This is a genomic window from Flavobacterium sp. RSB2_4_14 (assembly GCF_051547085.1).
GTDB lineage: Bacteria > Bacteroidota > Bacteroidia > Flavobacteriales > Flavobacteriaceae > Flavobacterium.
The window spans coordinates 251,026-265,469 of the sequence record NZ_JBPTTL010000001.1; the positions used below are offsets into that span (position 1 = coordinate 251,026).

General features: G+C 33.8%; 16 protein-coding genes. 3 read left to right on the top strand and 13 right to left on the bottom strand.

What is annotated here, in order from left to right:
* Positions 1 to 2: 2 nt before the first annotated feature.
* Both ACSVH2_RS01140 and mutY read right to left on the bottom strand, forming a co-directional pair.
* Complete coding sequence (locus ACSVH2_RS01140) at positions 3 to 440, bottom strand: single-stranded DNA-binding protein (RefSeq protein WP_438091323.1); 438 nt, start codon at positions 438 to 440, stop codon at positions 3 to 5.
* 51 nt (positions 441 to 491) lie between these two features.
* Positions 492 to 1,526 (bottom strand): A/G-specific adenine glycosylase, encoded by a 1,035-nt coding sequence (gene mutY, locus ACSVH2_RS01145; protein WP_438091324.1) that lies wholly within the window; start codon positions 1,524 to 1,526, stop codon positions 492 to 494.
* Positions 1,527 to 1,658: 132 nt separating this feature from the next.
* Here mutY and ACSVH2_RS01150 point away from each other — a divergent pair, with 132 nt between their 5' ends.
* Both ACSVH2_RS01150 and ACSVH2_RS01155 read left to right on the top strand, forming a co-directional pair.
* Positions 1,659 to 1,952, top strand: a complete 294-nt coding sequence (locus ACSVH2_RS01150; RefSeq protein WP_438091325.1) for an HU family DNA-binding protein — start codon at positions 1,659 to 1,661, stop codon at positions 1,950 to 1,952.
* A 329-nt stretch (positions 1,953 to 2,281) separates the two neighbouring features.
* Positions 2,282 to 3,826, top strand: a complete 1,545-nt coding sequence (locus tag ACSVH2_RS01155; RefSeq protein ID WP_438091326.1) for an Rne/Rng family ribonuclease — start codon at positions 2,282 to 2,284, stop codon at positions 3,824 to 3,826.
* Between the two features lie 78 nt (positions 3,827 to 3,904).
* Here ACSVH2_RS01155 and ACSVH2_RS01160 read toward each other — a convergent pair whose 3' ends face one another.
* The 4 genes from ACSVH2_RS01160 to ACSVH2_RS01175 form a co-directional block, all read right to left on the bottom strand.
* Positions 3,905 to 4,657 carry an SIMPL domain-containing protein gene (locus ACSVH2_RS01160; RefSeq protein ID WP_438091327.1) on the bottom strand — a complete coding sequence of 251 codons (753 nt, stop codon included), beginning with the start codon at positions 4,655 to 4,657 and terminating at the stop codon, positions 3,905 to 3,907.
* A gap of 62 nt (positions 4,658 to 4,719) precedes the next feature.
* Positions 4,720 to 5,163, bottom strand: a complete 444-nt coding sequence (locus tag ACSVH2_RS01165) for a nucleoside deaminase (protein ID WP_438091328.1) — start codon at positions 5,161 to 5,163, stop codon at positions 4,720 to 4,722.
* Positions 5,164 to 5,229: 66 nt separating this feature from the next.
* Complete coding sequence (locus ACSVH2_RS01170; protein WP_438091329.1) at positions 5,230 to 5,523, bottom strand: type II toxin-antitoxin system RelE/ParE family toxin; 294 nt, start codon at positions 5,521 to 5,523, stop codon at positions 5,230 to 5,232.
* A complete protein-coding gene (locus ACSVH2_RS01175; RefSeq protein ID WP_438091330.1) occupies positions 5,520 to 5,759 on the bottom strand; it encodes a hypothetical protein in 240 nt (79 codons plus the stop codon). The genes ACSVH2_RS01170 and ACSVH2_RS01175 overlap by 4 nt, the downstream gene beginning before the upstream one ends.
* Positions 5,760 to 5,879: 120 nt before the next feature.
* Between ACSVH2_RS01175 and ACSVH2_RS01180 the strand changes: the two genes are divergently transcribed.
* Positions 5,880 to 7,655: a 1-deoxy-D-xylulose-5-phosphate synthase gene (locus ACSVH2_RS01180; protein WP_438091331.1), complete on the top strand. Its 1,776-nt coding sequence runs from the start codon at positions 5,880 to 5,882 to the stop codon at positions 7,653 to 7,655.
* Here ACSVH2_RS01180 and ACSVH2_RS01185 read toward each other — a convergent pair.
* From ACSVH2_RS01185 to ACSVH2_RS01215, 7 genes are all read right to left on the bottom strand, one after another.
* A complete protein-coding gene (locus ACSVH2_RS01185; RefSeq protein ID WP_438091332.1) occupies positions 7,652 to 8,986 on the bottom strand; it encodes a deoxyguanosinetriphosphate triphosphohydrolase in 1,335 nt (444 codons plus the stop codon). The genes ACSVH2_RS01180 and ACSVH2_RS01185 overlap by 4 nt on opposite strands.
* A 46-nt stretch (positions 8,987 to 9,032) precedes the next feature.
* On the bottom strand, positions 9,033 to 9,485 hold the full coding sequence (locus tag ACSVH2_RS01190; RefSeq protein ID WP_438091333.1) for a GNAT family N-acetyltransferase: 453 nt from the start codon (positions 9,483 to 9,485) through the stop codon (positions 9,033 to 9,035).
* Entirely contained in the window at positions 9,478 to 9,993 is a 516-nt protein-coding gene (locus ACSVH2_RS01195; RefSeq protein ID WP_438091334.1) for an RDD family protein, read from the bottom strand. The genes ACSVH2_RS01190 and ACSVH2_RS01195 overlap by 8 nt, the downstream gene beginning before the upstream one ends.
* A 5-nt stretch (positions 9,994 to 9,998) precedes the next feature.
* Positions 9,999 to 10,220: a hypothetical protein gene (locus ACSVH2_RS01200; RefSeq protein WP_438091335.1), complete on the bottom strand. Its 222-nt coding sequence runs from the start codon at positions 10,218 to 10,220 to the stop codon at positions 9,999 to 10,001.
* Between the two features lie 2 nt (positions 10,221 to 10,222).
* Positions 10,223 to 10,705, bottom strand: a complete 483-nt coding sequence (locus ACSVH2_RS01205; RefSeq protein ID WP_438091336.1) for an RDD family protein — start codon at positions 10,703 to 10,705, stop codon at positions 10,223 to 10,225.
* Positions 10,706 to 10,780: 75 nt separating this feature from the next.
* The gene (locus ACSVH2_RS01210) at positions 10,781 to 13,210 is read right to left on the bottom strand and encodes a ribonucleoside-diphosphate reductase subunit alpha (RefSeq protein ID WP_438091337.1); all 2,430 of its coding nucleotides are present in this window, start codon (positions 13,208 to 13,210) and stop codon (positions 10,781 to 10,783) included.
* A 98-nt stretch (positions 13,211 to 13,308) separates the two neighbouring features.
* The gene (locus ACSVH2_RS01215; RefSeq protein WP_438091338.1) at positions 13,309 to 14,286 is read right to left on the bottom strand and encodes a ribonucleotide-diphosphate reductase subunit beta; all 978 of its coding nucleotides are present in this window, start codon (positions 14,284 to 14,286) and stop codon (positions 13,309 to 13,311) included.
* Positions 14,287 to 14,444: the final 158 nt, after the last annotated feature.

Genomic DNA, 14,444 nt, shown 5'->3' on the forward strand with positions numbered 1-14,444 from the left:
TATTAAAAGGGTAAATCGTTTTCTGGATTTGACGGGTTTGGAGTTTCAAAATTGGTGTTTTTAGGTTCCAAATTTTGAGCAGGTTTTACGCCTTCAACTTCTTTTTTAGTGGTCAAAAAGGTAAACTCGGTAACTTGAATTTCCGTTGTATACTTTGTAGTTCCATCTTCTGCTTGCCATTGACGCGATTTAATTCTACCTTCTACAAATATTTTATCTCCTTTTGACAAATACTTTTCACATATTTCAGCAGCTTTATTTCGCACTACTAAATTATGCCATTCCGTAGAAGTAATTTTTTCGTTAGTTTGCTTATTTATGTAGACTTCATTGGTAGCTAAAGGGAAACGACCAATGCAATTTCCTCCTTCAAAGTAATGCATTTTCACCTCGTCTCCAAGATGTCCAATTAACATGACTTTATTTAATGTACCGTTCATTTTTTATGTATTTGTTTCCCTCAAATTTACTACTTTTTTTGAAATCTAAAACTATTGATTGGAAATAAAATTAAAAATAACAATCGGGAAAGGCATTTTTTTTACTGATTCCCAATCAATTCCGTTCTCAATTTTACCATCAACTTTAATTTTCCAAAAATTGATATTCAAATGTTGGTGCGAAAGTTTGTGAACAATAATTTCAGGATTGTAAAGTTGAATGGTTTGAATGGTGTTCCTTATAAATTTTTGATTTTGAATTAAAACAAGAATGTCATCTTCGGTTTCATTAGTCTCAGTTTCTAATAATGGAAACTCATATAAATTGTGCCAAATTCCTTTTTGCGTTCGTTTATGAATTAGAGTATCACTTTCTTCATCAGAAAAAACTAAATAATTAAAGAATCTGTGTCTAACTTTCAATTTTTTTGATTTCACAGGAAGTTGAGCTACTTTTTTCTTTTGTAAAGCGAGGCAACTATCATTGAAAATACAATTTTGACAATCGGGATTTTTGGGAACACACTGCAAAGCACCAAACTCCATAATCGCTTGATTGAACTCATTCGCTTTTCCTTTGGGCAATAATTCATGAGCCAGTTGTGAAAATTCTTTTTTAGCACCAGCAGAAGCAATATCGGTTTCAATATCAAAATAGCGTGACAAAACTCTAAAAACATTTCCGTCCACAACAGGCACATCTTCATTATAAGAAAATGAGGCAATCGCTGCGGCTGTATATTCACCAACACCTTTTAAATGTAATAAATCTTTATAAGTTTTAGGAAATTCACCATTCAGTTCGTACGCAATTTGCTTTGCTGTTTTATGCAAATTTCGAGCACGAGAATAATAACCCAAACCTTGCCACAGTTTTAACACTTCTTCTTCGCTGGCATTTGCCAAATCAAAAACTGTAGGAAATGCATCGGTAAATCGAAGAAAATAGGGCAATCCTTGTGCTACTCTTGTTTGCTGAAGCATTATTTCTGAAAGCCAAATAGTGTAGGGATTTGTGTTATTTCGCCATGGTAAATCACGTTTATTTTGTAAATACCATTGAATTAATGTTTTAGAGAATTTCATAGTTAAAATTAGGTTGGTAAAAATAATTCTTTATGTGATTAAATTTTAATAGATTATGCTTGAAATATTGTTTTTTTAATTCATATATTTGCAACCTCAAAAAATTACTCATAATATTAAATACGAAAGAAAATGACGAAAGCAGATATCGTAGCAAAGATTTCAGAAAAATTAGGTCTTGAAAAAGGAGATGTTCAAGCAACAGTTGAAGCATTTATGGAAGAAGTAAAAACTTCTTTAGAATCAGGAGACAATGTTTATTTAAGAGGTTTTGGTAGCTTTATTATCAAAACAAGAGCTGAAAAAACAGGAAGAAACATTTCTAAAAATACAACAATCAAAATCCCTGCACACAATATTCCAGCATTTAAACCTGCTAAAGTATTTGTAGAAGCGATAAAAACTAATACTGAAGTAGCAGTATAAACTTATTTATTAATATCAAAAAACACCAACCTATGCCAAGTGGTAAAAAAAGAAAGAGACATAAGGTAGCGACTCACAAGCGTAAAAAAAGAGCGAGAGCTAACCGTCACAAAAAGAAAAAGTAGTTCCTAACTACTTTTTCTTGTTTTTAAAAAATCGTTCATTGAAATTGAAACCGAAAGGTTTCGCCGGGTAAACAATACCTGTTTAAAATGTTTAATCCATCTGTACTAAAAGTTTTAGGGTTTAGGGTTTAGGGTTTTATGGTTCTTAACTATAAACTACAAACTGTAAACTACAAACACAAAATACAGATAAAAATTTACAACATGAATAAAGAATTAATCATCCGTAGTGGTGACGATGCTGTAGATTTTGCCTTATTAAAAGATGGAAAACTAATTGAATTACACAAACAAGAAGAGACAAGCAACTTTCAGGTCGGCGATATTTTTATTGCCAAAATCAGAAAACCAGTTGCTGGCTTAAATGCTGCTTTTGTAAATGTTGGCTACGAAAAAGATGCCTTTTTACATTATCATGATTTAGGTCCTAACTTAGCTTCTTATGTGAAATTCATAAAACTTGTAAGCGCAGGTAAATTAAAAGATTTCTCCCTAAAAAACTTCCAGTTTGAAAAAGAGATTGATAAAGATGGTTCAATATCAGATATTCTGAGTGCCAATCAATCGGTATTAGTACAAGTGGTCAAAGAACCTATTTCTACCAAAGGTCCAAGAATAAGCGCAGAGCTTTCATTCGCTGGACGATTTGTAGTTTTGGTTCCTTTTTCGGATAGAGTTTCTATTTCTCAAAAAATAGAATCTAAAGAAGAAAAAGACCGACTAAAAAAACTAATGCAATCAATCAAACCAAGGGGTTTTGGTGTTATTGTGAGAACAGTAGCAGAAGGCAAAAACATAGCCGAATTAGAAAAAGATTTGCAAAACCTACTCGCTAGGTGGTTTGCAATGAGTAAAAAATTACCAACTGCTCATCATCCATCCAAAATTTTGGGAGAGCTTAATAAAGCATCGTCCATTTTAAGAGATGTTTTCAATGATACTTTCACTAGTATTCAAATTGATGATGAAGAGTTGTACCAAGAAACAAAGGACTATTTAGCCGAAATAGCTCCTGAGAAACAAAAAATTGTCAAGTTTTATCAATCCAAAGACACGCCATTGTTTGAAAAATATCATATTGAACGACAAATAAAGACTTCTTTTGGCAGAACAGTATCAATGAGCAAAGGCGCTTATTTGATTATAGAACACACCGAAGCTTTACACGTTATTGACGTGAACAGCGGAAATCGTTCTAACAAAGCCAACAACCAAGAAGACACTGCAATGGAAGTTAATATGATTGCTGCTGCCGAAATCGCTAGACAATTGCGTCTTCGAGATATGGGTGGTATTATTGTTGTCGATTTTATCGATTTACAAAATCCAGACAATCGTCAAACGTTATTCAATTTCTTGAGAGAGGAAATGAGTGATGATAAAGCAAAACATAAAATCTTACCGCCTAGTAAATTTGGATTAGTTCAAATTACAAGACAAAGAGTAAGACCAGAAGTAAATATTGAAACAAGGGAAGAAAATCCAAATAATTTGAGTGGTGATGTAGATGCTCCAATTCAAATCATTGATAAGATTGCCTTTTCTCTTGAAAAAATTATCAAAGACCACAATAAAGTTGTGCTTAACGTGCATCCTTTTGTGGCAGCATACCTTAAAAAAGGTTTTCCATCATTACGTTCAAAATGGTTTTTTGAGCATAAAAAGTGGGTGAAAATCATACCTCGTGACGCTTACACGTATCTTGAATATCATTTCTTTGACAACCAAGGGAATGAGATTAAGGAATAAATTAAAGACCGTCTCGTTTATAACGAGACGGTTTTTTTATGGGTTGTTGTGAAAGAAAGGAATAATTTACAAGGATAATTAATCTAACTCGTATTCTAATCGAACCGTAATTCGAGCTGTTTTATTTTTGCTATACGTGTCATTTATTCCGCCATAACTATCTTCTTCTGTAGAACCTTGTCCAGTTATTTGGAAAACACCCATGCTAGCTCTTTTTAATTTTCCGATGCTACCATCTGCTGTTTTAACTATTTTTGAAGCTCTTTCGTTTGCATCTTTTGTTGCATTTTCTATCAAACTTTGTTTTAAACTTGGCAAGCCAGAAAACGTATATTGTATCGAATTGGAAGATAATTCAATCCCCGAATTCACTAATTCTGATGTTTTACTGGAAACATCTTCTATGCGCTTCATCAAACTTGGGTTTTTCTTAGCAGAAAACGAAATGGTTTGTGTGGCTTCATAACCGTCAAAGACTTGTTCGTAACGGGTTTGATTATCGCTATTTTCACTTCGCACTTCTCTAAACTTTTTTTGAAAATTAACGGCTCCAAAACTGAATTCATTGGGTTTGAAACCTTTGTTTATAAAGAAATTAGAAACAATTTTTTGGTCCGAAACGATTTTGTTGTAGGCCGTTTTAATATCCATGCTACTAGTGGTGAAACTTCCTGACCATAGAATTTCATCAGATACAAAATCTTTTGTTCCTAATCCAATTACTGAAATTGAGTCTAAATTTTCGTTTCTGTTTTGAAATGAATTACCCAAAATCCATGCAGTAATAATTATAGCAACACCTATAATTATTGATGATTTGATTTTTTCCATAGTTGAAATAGTTTTGTTTATTAAACAACGTAAGTTATCACAAATTATTGTGCTAAAATTAATTATCCTCTTTTTAAAGCAAAAAAGCGCACCATTAAATCAGATGCTTCTTGTGCAAATATGCCTTTAACCACTTCAGTCTTTGGATGCAATTTTGTACCTAATGTTTCAAAGCCTCGTTTCTCATCTGAAGCACCAAAAACTATTTTTGAAATTTGACTCCAGTATAAAGCGCCAGCACACATTTGACATGGTTCGAGTGTGACATAGAGTGCGCAACCTTTTAAATATTTTCCGCCAATGAAATTCGCTGCGGAAGTTATGGCTTGCATCTCTGCATGAGCTGTTACATCGTTAAGCATTTCAGTAAGATTATGACTTCGAGCAATAACTTTGTTGTCTATTACAATAACAGCTCCAACAGGAATTTCACCTTTATCAAAAGCCATTTCGGCTTCTTGCAAAGCTTTTTTCATAAAATATTCGTCGGTGAAAGGGTTTTCCATGTTTATTATTTGGCACAAATGATTACTAATTGTTAGTAAGCTAATGCTATTAATTTTAAAAAAAAATTATAATTTGAAGTTTGAAGGATTTTGTAATGTTGAAAAAATGTCAAGTATGTAAATTCTATTTTGCTCAATTTTGTATACTATTTTAAAATTCCATTTCGGAAAAAATCGAATTTCTTCAGAATCAAATAATGGCTCTATTGGATTTTTTTGTGGAAAGATATTAAGTTTATCGCCTAAATCGAATAATGTATCTATAACCAGATTGGCGTTTTGAGGGCTTTGTGTATAAATATAATCGTAGATTTCTTGAATAGATGCAATTGCATTAGGAGACCAAATAACTGGCTTCATTTTCTATTAATTTTTTTCCTAGCTTCTTCAGTAGTGTATCCTATTTCACCAGCTTCAGAAACATTCATTATTTCTGTTAAGTGGTTTTTGTATGCCGCTGTAGAAAGTGGTTTTCCAGAAGTAGTATAAGTATAAACGTCGTTATCAAGTAAAGCTTCTATTTGACTTAACAATTGTTCATTTTGAATAGCTAATATTCTGTGAACGATATTTTTGCGTTGCGTTTCTACATTCATGACTTTAAAATTTTAATCAAATTTATAAAAAATAAATTCAATAATAAGACTTTGAGAAGTTTAGGTTTAATACCAAATTCTTAAAATCATTTACTGACTAAATTATTCTATTTTTGTGAAATGAAAAGTACACTTCTAAAATCAATCAACAACCCAACTGATTTACGAAAATTAGACGTTTCCCAATTACCTGAATTGGCAAAGGAATTACGCGATTTTATTATTGACATCGTGTCGGTAAAAGAAGGTCATCTTGGAGCAAGTTTAGGTGTAGTGGAATTAACTATTGCGTTGCATTATGTTTTTGACACACCCAATGATTTGTTGGTTTGGGATGTTGGTCATCAAGCGTATGGACATAAAATTTTAACCGAACGAAGAACAAAATTTGACACCAATCGACAGCTTGGCGGTATTTCGGGTTTCCCGAAGAGAAGCGAAAGTGTGTATGATACTTTTGGTGTTGGGCATTCTTCCACTTCTATTTCGGCTGCTTTGGGAATGGCAATTGCTTCTCAATTAAAAGGAGAAAACAAACATCATATTGCGGTTATTGGTGATGCATCTATCGCTAGTGGAATGGCATTTGAAGGCCTAAATCACGCTGGAGTTACTGATTCGAATTTGCTAGTGATACTGAATGATAATGCTATTGGTATTGACCCAAGCGTTGGTGCGTTGAAAAATTATTTGACAGCAGTTAAAGAAGGTAAAAACCCAAAGCAGAACAACATGATTAAGTCCTTGAATTTCGATTATTCAGGACCAATTGACGGGCATGATTTGCCTACATTAATCAAAGAATTGGAACGACTAAAAAAAGTAAAAGGCCCGAAGTTTTTACACATCATCACTACCAAAGGAAAAGGTTTACTACAAGCCGAGGAAGACCAAGTAAAATATCATGCGCCAGGAAAGTTTGATGCCACAACTGGAGAAATCCATAAAAAATCAGAGGAAAATTTACCACCAAAGTATCAAGATGTTTTTGGACTAACTTTAGTAGAATTGGCAAAAAATAATCCTAAAATCATAGGAATTACACCTGCCATGCCAAGCGGAAGTTCGATGAAATTTATGATGGAATCCTTTCCAGAAAGAGCTTTTGACGTTGGTATTGCTGAACAACATGCTGTAACGCTTGCCGCCGGAATGGCAACACAAGGCATGGTGGTTTTCTGTAACATTTACTCCACATTCTTGCAACGTGCTTATGATCAAGTGATACACGATGTGGCTTTGCAAAACTTACCTGTGATTTTTTGTTTGGACAGAGCAGGTTTAGTTGGTGAAGATGGCGCAACACATCATGGTGTTTTTGACATTGCTTATTTACGTTGTATTCCAAAAATGATACTCTATGCGCCAAAAGATGAAATCGATTTACAGAACATTTTATACACCGCGTCTTTAGGTTTAAAACATCCTATTGCAATTCGTTATCCTCGTGGTCGAGGCAAAAATGCAGATTGGAAAACGCCAACAAATTTTCAAAAAATTGAAATTGGGAAAGCACACAAACTTAAAAAAGGGAAAAAAATAGCCATTTTATCAACAGGAACAATGGCTCACAATGTATCATTGGCTATCCAAGAAGTAGACGATTCGGATAAAATCGCGCACTATGATTTTGGATTTGTAAAGCCTTTGGATGAAAAAGTATTACATAAAATTTGCAATAAGTTTGCCTCTATTATTACTGTTGAAGATGGCGTAATAACGGGTGGATTTGGAAGTGCTGTTTTAGAATTCGCAGCCAAAAATGATTATGTTAATGAAATCTTCCTTTGTGGCATTCCCGATAAATTTATTGAACATGGCACTGTTGATGAACTTCAACAATTGTGCAACATTGATGTTGATGCGCTAAAAATTCTTCTGTTAGATTTACTTTAAGCAGTCACAATTTTATTCAACTGCACCGCTTTTCCATCGGTTAGCATAGAAACAAAATGACAAATATGAAGAAGTCTATCATATAGTTTTTCTTTTTCCAAATGATGTTTTTCGGGCAGGATTTTCAATAATAATTTGTCGTAATTCGTGGCTTTGCCTTCATAATTATTATTATAAGCGGTTATAAATTTATCTAGCAAATTATTGATGATTTGATAACCCGAAAGTTCTTTTTCAATAACTTCTCTGCTTTGATAAATGTTCTTCACGCTCAGTTTAATAATATCATCCATTTGAGCTTTGTACTTGCTTTTATCTGTCAAAGCAAAATGGAATTTGCCTTGTAAAATAGATTCTTCATTTTCGATAAAAACCTTCACAGCATCATTGATTAAATTGCCAATGGCTAAAGCTCGCAAATAACTAATTCTATCTTCTTTGGTTGTTAAAGTTTGGTATTTAGCTGTATCAATAGTGTCTTTGACTAATTTGATTAAATATTCTAAAGCAAAATCTTCGGAAACTAATCCGAGATTGATACCATCTTCAAAATCAATAATAGTATAGCAAATATCATCGGCTGCTTCTACTAAAAAAGCCAAAGGATGACGTTCATAACCAATATCATCTCCGGTTTTATTAGAAATCATTCCAAGCTCTTCGGCTACTTCTTTGAAAAAATCCTTATCCGATTGGAAGAAACCATATTTTTTATCGGCAATATTTTTCGTTGGTTTTTTGGGTAAACTTTCTTTAGGATATTTAGTAAATGCCCCAAGAGTTGCATAGGACAATCGTAAACTGCCTTCAATTCCTGGTCTTGAACTTGTCAAAACCGAAAACCCATTAGCATTGCCTTCAAAATCGATTAAATCCTGCCATTGTTTGGGTGTCAATTTATCTTTGTATTGTTGCCCATTTCCAATGGAGAAATATTCGCCAATGGCTTTCTCACCAGAATGTCCAAAAGGTGGATTTCCAATATCGTGAGCTAAAGATGCTGCTGCCACAATCGCACCAAAATCATTCATGTGATAACCATGAACTGCTGAAAGATGTGGATATTTTTCAATGATTTTTTTACCCACTAATCGACCAATAGAACGACCAACTACGGAAACTTCCAAACTATGCGTCAAACGAGTGTGTACAAAATCAGTTTTGGAAAGTGGAATCACTTGCGTTTTATCTTGTAAACTCCGGAATGCTGACGAAAAAATAATGCGATCATAATCCACTTCAAATCCGAGACGTGTGTCGTCTTGCTCAATGCGTAATCTTTTACTAGTGTCGCCTTGGCGTTTTAAAGATAAAAGTTGTTCCCAGGTCATAACGGTTTGTGGTTTATAGTTTATGGTTGCTAAACCAAAGATACATTTATTTTAAATTTTTTTTCATGCAAATACTATTAGCAACTCCAATATATTGCCCGAAGTTTTCAATGATGGAATAACCCAATTTTTGATACAATCCAATGGCATCATCTTGCAAATAACCCGTTTCAAGGATTGAAGTAGTATAGTTTTCTTCTTTTGCCCAGTTTTCTAATTTGGTGAGGATGGCTTTGGCGATTCCTTTTCCTCTGTATTCTGGCAAAGTAAACATGCGTTTGATTTCGGCTACGTTGGGTTCAAATTCTTTGTAAGCACCAATGCCAACAGGAATGCCATTTTCATAACACACCATAGCATTCTTCAATAAGCTACTTTTATTAAACTGCGCATAAAAAGCGTGATCGTCACCATCAAGTACTCTTAAATAAGCATCGAGCAAAATGACTAGTTTTTCAAAGTCTTCATTATCCGAAGTGGTTCTGATGAGTTCAATCATGTTCTGCTTCATTTTGATTTTGTTCTAAAACATCGAACAAACGTTTCTTTTCTGCTAATAATTTTTTATTTACGACATAGGTTTTTGAAATGGTATCATGCCAACCTCTTCCAGAAATTCCTAAAAAGGAAAACGCATTAAAAGGGATTAAACGACACAAGGAACGGACTAAAATTGTCTCTGAATTAGGCTTTTCGCCATTTTCATCGACAACAATGGTTTGGGTAATATATTTACCTACCGTTCTTGCTGAAGCTATTTCAAAGACATTGTAATAAAACAAGGATATGACCATGGTAATGGTGTATTGCAAAATGGTGTTTTTCTCTAAATTAGCAATAAATGCTTTGTCTCCGTTAGCTTGCGCATTGGCGGACATGAAAACCAACACAATAAAAAATAAGATAAGTTGCATGATGGTATCCACCAATAAATTAGTAAAACGTTGTCCATGTGAAGCAAAAATTTCTGATGAAACTTGAAATTGCTTTCGATTGTTTGCCTGCATTTTCACTATTCTTTTTGATTGGCTAAAAAGAAATTTCGCGACTTCTTTGGATACTGATTATAACTTTTATCACTAGGATTAGCAATCACAGATTTGATATTGATTTCGTCACCGAGCTTGAAACTGGCTTCGGTATATTTATAATCCAACAAATATTCTCCACAGAAATAGTTGCCGTCTTTGTCTTTTTCAATAATTCCGGTGTAAACTCCTTTTTCTTTTGACATGATTAATTTTTTAGTTTTTGTAATTCATCATATTCTTTGATGCTTTGCAAAAATTTATTTTTTTGAACCACAAAGGTATTAGAATATTCATCATGAATACCAGGTTTTCTTCCTCTCAAAAAAGTTAAATACTCAAAAGGAATAATGCGCAAAACACTTCTAGCTAATATATCAATTGTATTGGGTTTTGTCCCATCTTCTTTTACCACTAATGTATTGGTTATAAATTTAGAAAATGAACGAGAAAAAAACTTCTCCGTTATAAAATAGTAAAAGAACATAACAGCCGAACTAAAAAGATATAACTCATAACCATCAAGAGAATTATACCAAGATGATAATAAATATCGCCCAGTTATATTATCAATTACTATAAAAAATAAATTTAACAATAACTTGAAACAAAGTATATCAATTATGAAATTAATTACTCTACTGTTCTTTGATGCTAAAACATATTTAGGAATTTTATATTTATTTTCCATACTTTGACAAAAGTAAAACAAAAACAGCCATCAAGTTGATAGCTGTTTTTCTTCGTTCTTTAATTTATTCTAAAATTAACTTCCACACATCTCACAATCGTCACCACCATTTCCTGCAGCATTTCTTGCTTGTTCGACCATAGCAGCAAAATCTTCAGCAGTCATTTCTCCATTTTCTACTGGTGCAACAACTTCAACGGCTACTGCTTGAGGTTTGTCTGCAATTGGTTCTGCTTTTTTATCGTTGTTCAAGGTAAACTTGATAGCGTCAACTGCCGCTTTGGTTCTCAAATAATACATTCCTGTTTTCAAGCCACTTTGCCAAGCGTAGAAATGCATTGACGTCAGTTTTGCATAATTAGCATCTTGCATAAACAAGTTCAACGACTGTGATTGATCAATAAAATAACCTCTGTGTCGTGACATATCAATGATATCTTTCATAGACATTTCCCAAACCGTTTTGTACAATTCTTTCAAATCATCTGGAATATTCAATGCTTGAACCGAACCGTTATTTCGCATCAATTCTTGTTTCAAAGTTTCTGTCCACAAACCGCGATTTACCAAGTCTTCTAGCAAATGTTTGTTTACCACAATAAACTCTCCAGACAATACACGACGTGTGTAAATATTAGATGTATATGGTTCAAAAGCTTCGTTGTTTCCAAGAATTTGTGAAGTAGAAGCTGTTGGCATTGGCGCCACTAATAATGAGTTTCTCACACCGTGTTTTACCACTTCTTTTCTCAAAGCTGCCCAATCCCATCTTCCTGATAATTCTTCATCCTTGATGTTCCAAAGGTTGTGTTGGAATAATCCTTCTGAAATTGGCGAACCTTTAAAACTTGAATATGGTCCTTCTTCTTTGGCCATTTCCATAGAAGCGGTTAGCGCAGCAAAGTATAAGGTTTCGAATATTTCTTGGTTTAATTTTTTTGCTTCATCACTGGTAAAAGGCATGCGCAACAAAATAAATGCATCTGCCAAACCTTGAACGCCTAATCCAACAGGACGATGACGCATATTTGAGTTTTCGGCTTCTTTTACTGGATAGTAATTTCTGTCGATTACTTTGTTTAAGTTTCTCGTTACGCGTTTTGTAACATTGAATAATAATTCGTGGTTAAATTGTCCTTTATCCACAAACATTGGCAACGAAATGGAAGCTAAATTACATACTGCAATTTCATCTTCCGAAGTGTACTCCATGATTTCTGTACACAAGTTTGACGAACGAATAGTTCCTAAATTCTTTTGGTTAGATTTTCTGTTCGCTGCATCTTTATACAACATGTATGGTGTTCCTGTTTCAATTTGAGATTCTAAAATTTTCTCCCAAAGTTCACGGGCTTTAATCGTTTTTCTTCCTTTTCCTTGTGCTTCATAGGAAGTATATAATGCTTCAAATTCATCTCCATAAACATCATATAATCCTGGACATTCATTTGGACACATCAAAGTCCAAATGGTATCTTCTTGAACGCGTTTCATGAATAAATCGGAAGTCCACATTGCAAAAAACAAATCACGCGCACGCATTTCTTCTTTTCCGGTGTTCTTTTTCAAATCCAAAAATTCGAAGATATCCGCATGCCAAGTTTCTAAATAAATAGCAAAACTTCCTTTGCGTTTTCCGCCACCTTGATCTACATAACGTGCTGTGTCATTGAACACACGCAACATCGGAACAATTCCGTTTGACGTTCCGTTTGTACCACGAATATAAGAACCGGTTGCACGAACATTGTGAATTGACAATCCAATTCCACCAGCAGATTGCGAAATTTTTGCAGTTGATTTCAACGTGTCATAAATTCCATCAATGCTATCGTCTTTCATTGATAATAAGAAACAAGATGACATTTGTGGTTTTGGTGTTCCAGCATTGAATAATGTTGGCGTAGCATGTGTAAAGAATTTTTTCGACATTAAGTCATAAGTTTCTATTACAGCATCCAAATCGTTTAAGTGAATTCCAACAGCAACACGCATCAACATGTGTTGTGGACGTTCTACAATTTTTCCGTTTAGTTTCAACAAATACGAACGCTCCAAAGTTTTGAAACCAAAGTAATCATAGTTGAAATCACGGTTGTATATAATGTGTGAATTTAAAAATTCAGCATTTTCTTGAATTACTTTATGTACTTCTTCGGAAAGTAAAGGCGCTGCTTGATTTGTTCTTGGATTTACATAATGAAACATTTCATTCATAGTTTCCGAGAATGATTTGTTGGTGTTTTTATGTAAGTTAGAAATGGCAATTCTCGCGGCTAACTGAGCATAATCCGGATGCGCAATGGTCATAGAAGCAGCAGTTTCTGCAGCAAGATTATCTAATTCTGAAGTAGTAACACCATCATATAATCCTTCAATTACTCTCATTGCCACCTTCACGGCATCTACCAAATCGTTTAAACCATAACATAGTTTTTTAATTCTATCTGTGATTTTGTCGAACATTACTGGCTCTTTGTGGCCGTCTCTCTTTACTACGTACATAATTTTTCTTTTTTTGTGAAATAGAAAATCCCTTCTCTATTTCGGGTTATTTGTAATTGTTTTGTTTTATTTATAAAAGAATCTGAAACGAGTTCAGATTAAAAATCAGCGTCGAAACTAATTTTACTTGCTTCTGAGTCGGTGTTCATTACACCTGCTTTTTGGTATTCGGCTACACGTTTTTCGAAGAAATTTGTTTTTCCTTGCAACGAAATCATGTCCATAAAATCAAATGGATTACTAGAGTTATACACTCGTTTGCAACCTAATTCCACCAATAATCTATCGGCAACAAATTCTAAATACTGTGTCATCAAAGTTGCGTTCATTCCTATCAAACTCACTGGAAGTGATTCGGTAATAAATTCTCTTTCAATATTTAAAGCATCAGTGATGATTTCGGTAATTCTAGCTTTGGACACTTTGTGGACCAAGTGATGGTTGTGTAAATGCACAGCAAAATCACAGTGAACACCTTCGTCACGAGAAATCAACTCATTGGAAAATGTTAATCCTGGCATCAAACCACGTTTTTTCAACCAATAGATAGAACAAAATGCACCTGAGAAAAAGATTCCTTCAACAGCTGCAAAAGCAATTAATCTTTCCGCAAAGGAATCAGATGATATCCATTTTAAAGCCCAATCCGCTTTTTTCTTCACAGCAGGAAATACATCGATAGCGTGAAAAAGTTGGTTTTTCTCTGCATCGTCTTTAACATAAGTATCTATCAATAGCGAATAGGTTTCGCTATGAATGTTTTCCATCATGATTTGAAAGCCATAGAAGAATTTGGCTTCTGGATATTGCACTTCATTAACAAAATTTTCGGCCAAATTTTCGTTTACAATTCCATCTGAAGCAGCAAAAAAAGCTAAAATATGTTTGACAAAATATTTTTCATCGTCATTTAACTTGTTGTTCCAATCGGATAAATCTTGATGCAGGTCAATTTCTTCGGCTGTCCAAAAACTAGCTTCCATTTTTTTATACCATTCCCAAATGTCTTGGTGCTTGATTGGAAAAATTACAAAGCGATCTTTGTTTTCTTTTAAAATTGGTTCGATAGTAGCCATTTTGATTTTTTTTTACTATTTGGGTTTATTTTGTGTAAATCTGTATGTTACAAAGATTGTCAAATGAAACGTAAAAAGAAAGTCAAACTTATTCACAATCGGGTCTAGTTTTTAACAAAACACGCCTTTTAAGTAGGGTTTTGCAAAAAATATAACTA

Bases quoted from the DNA above. Each gene is read 5' to 3' on its own strand.
- ACSVH2_RS01195 (WP_438091334.1), bottom strand. From the start codon at position 9,993: ATGCAGGCAAACAATCGAAAGCAATTTCAAGTTTCATCAGAAATTTTT.
- ACSVH2_RS01175 (WP_438091330.1), bottom strand. From the start codon at position 5,759: ATGAATGTAGAAACGCAACGCAAAAATATCGTTCACAGAATATTAGCT.
- ACSVH2_RS01180 (WP_438091331.1), top strand. From the start codon at position 5,880: ATGAAAAGTACACTTCTAAAATCAATCAACAACCCAACTGATTTACGA.
- ACSVH2_RS01140 (WP_438091323.1), bottom strand. From the start codon at position 440: ATGAACGGTACATTAAATAAAGTCATGTTAATTGGACATCTTGGAGAC.
- ACSVH2_RS01205 (WP_438091336.1), bottom strand. From the start codon at position 10,705: ATGGAAAATAAATATAAAATTCCTAAATATGTTTTAGCATCAAAGAAC.
- ACSVH2_RS01155 (WP_438091326.1), top strand. From the start codon at position 2,282: ATGAATAAAGAATTAATCATCCGTAGTGGTGACGATGCTGTAGATTTT.
- ACSVH2_RS01170 (WP_438091329.1), bottom strand. From the start codon at position 5,523: ATGAAGCCAGTTATTTGGTCTCCTAATGCAATTGCATCTATTCAAGAA.
- ACSVH2_RS01165 (WP_438091328.1), bottom strand. From the start codon at position 5,163: ATGGAAAACCCTTTCACCGACGAATATTTTATGAAAAAAGCTTTGCAA.
- ACSVH2_RS01210 (WP_438091337.1), bottom strand. From the start codon at position 13,210: ATGTACGTAGTAAAGAGAGACGGCCACAAAGAGCCAGTAATGTTCGAC.
- ACSVH2_RS01200 (WP_438091335.1), bottom strand. From the start codon at position 10,220: ATGTCAAAAGAAAAAGGAGTTTACACCGGAATTATTGAAAAAGACAAA.
- ACSVH2_RS01160 (WP_438091327.1), bottom strand. From the start codon at position 4,657: ATGGAAAAAATCAAATCATCAATAATTATAGGTGTTGCTATAATTATT.
- ACSVH2_RS01185 (WP_438091332.1), bottom strand. From the start codon at position 8,986: ATGACCTGGGAACAACTTTTATCTTTAAAACGCCAAGGCGACACTAGT.
- mutY (WP_438091324.1), bottom strand. From the start codon at position 1,526: ATGAAATTCTCTAAAACATTAATTCAATGGTATTTACAAAATAAACGT.
- ACSVH2_RS01215 (WP_438091338.1), bottom strand. From the start codon at position 14,286: ATGGCTACTATCGAACCAATTTTAAAAGAAAACAAAGATCGCTTTGTA.
- ACSVH2_RS01190 (WP_438091333.1), bottom strand. From the start codon at position 9,485: ATGATTGAACTCATCAGAACCACTTCGGATAATGAAGACTTTGAAAAA.
- ACSVH2_RS01150 (WP_438091325.1), top strand. From the start codon at position 1,659: ATGACGAAAGCAGATATCGTAGCAAAGATTTCAGAAAAATTAGGTCTT.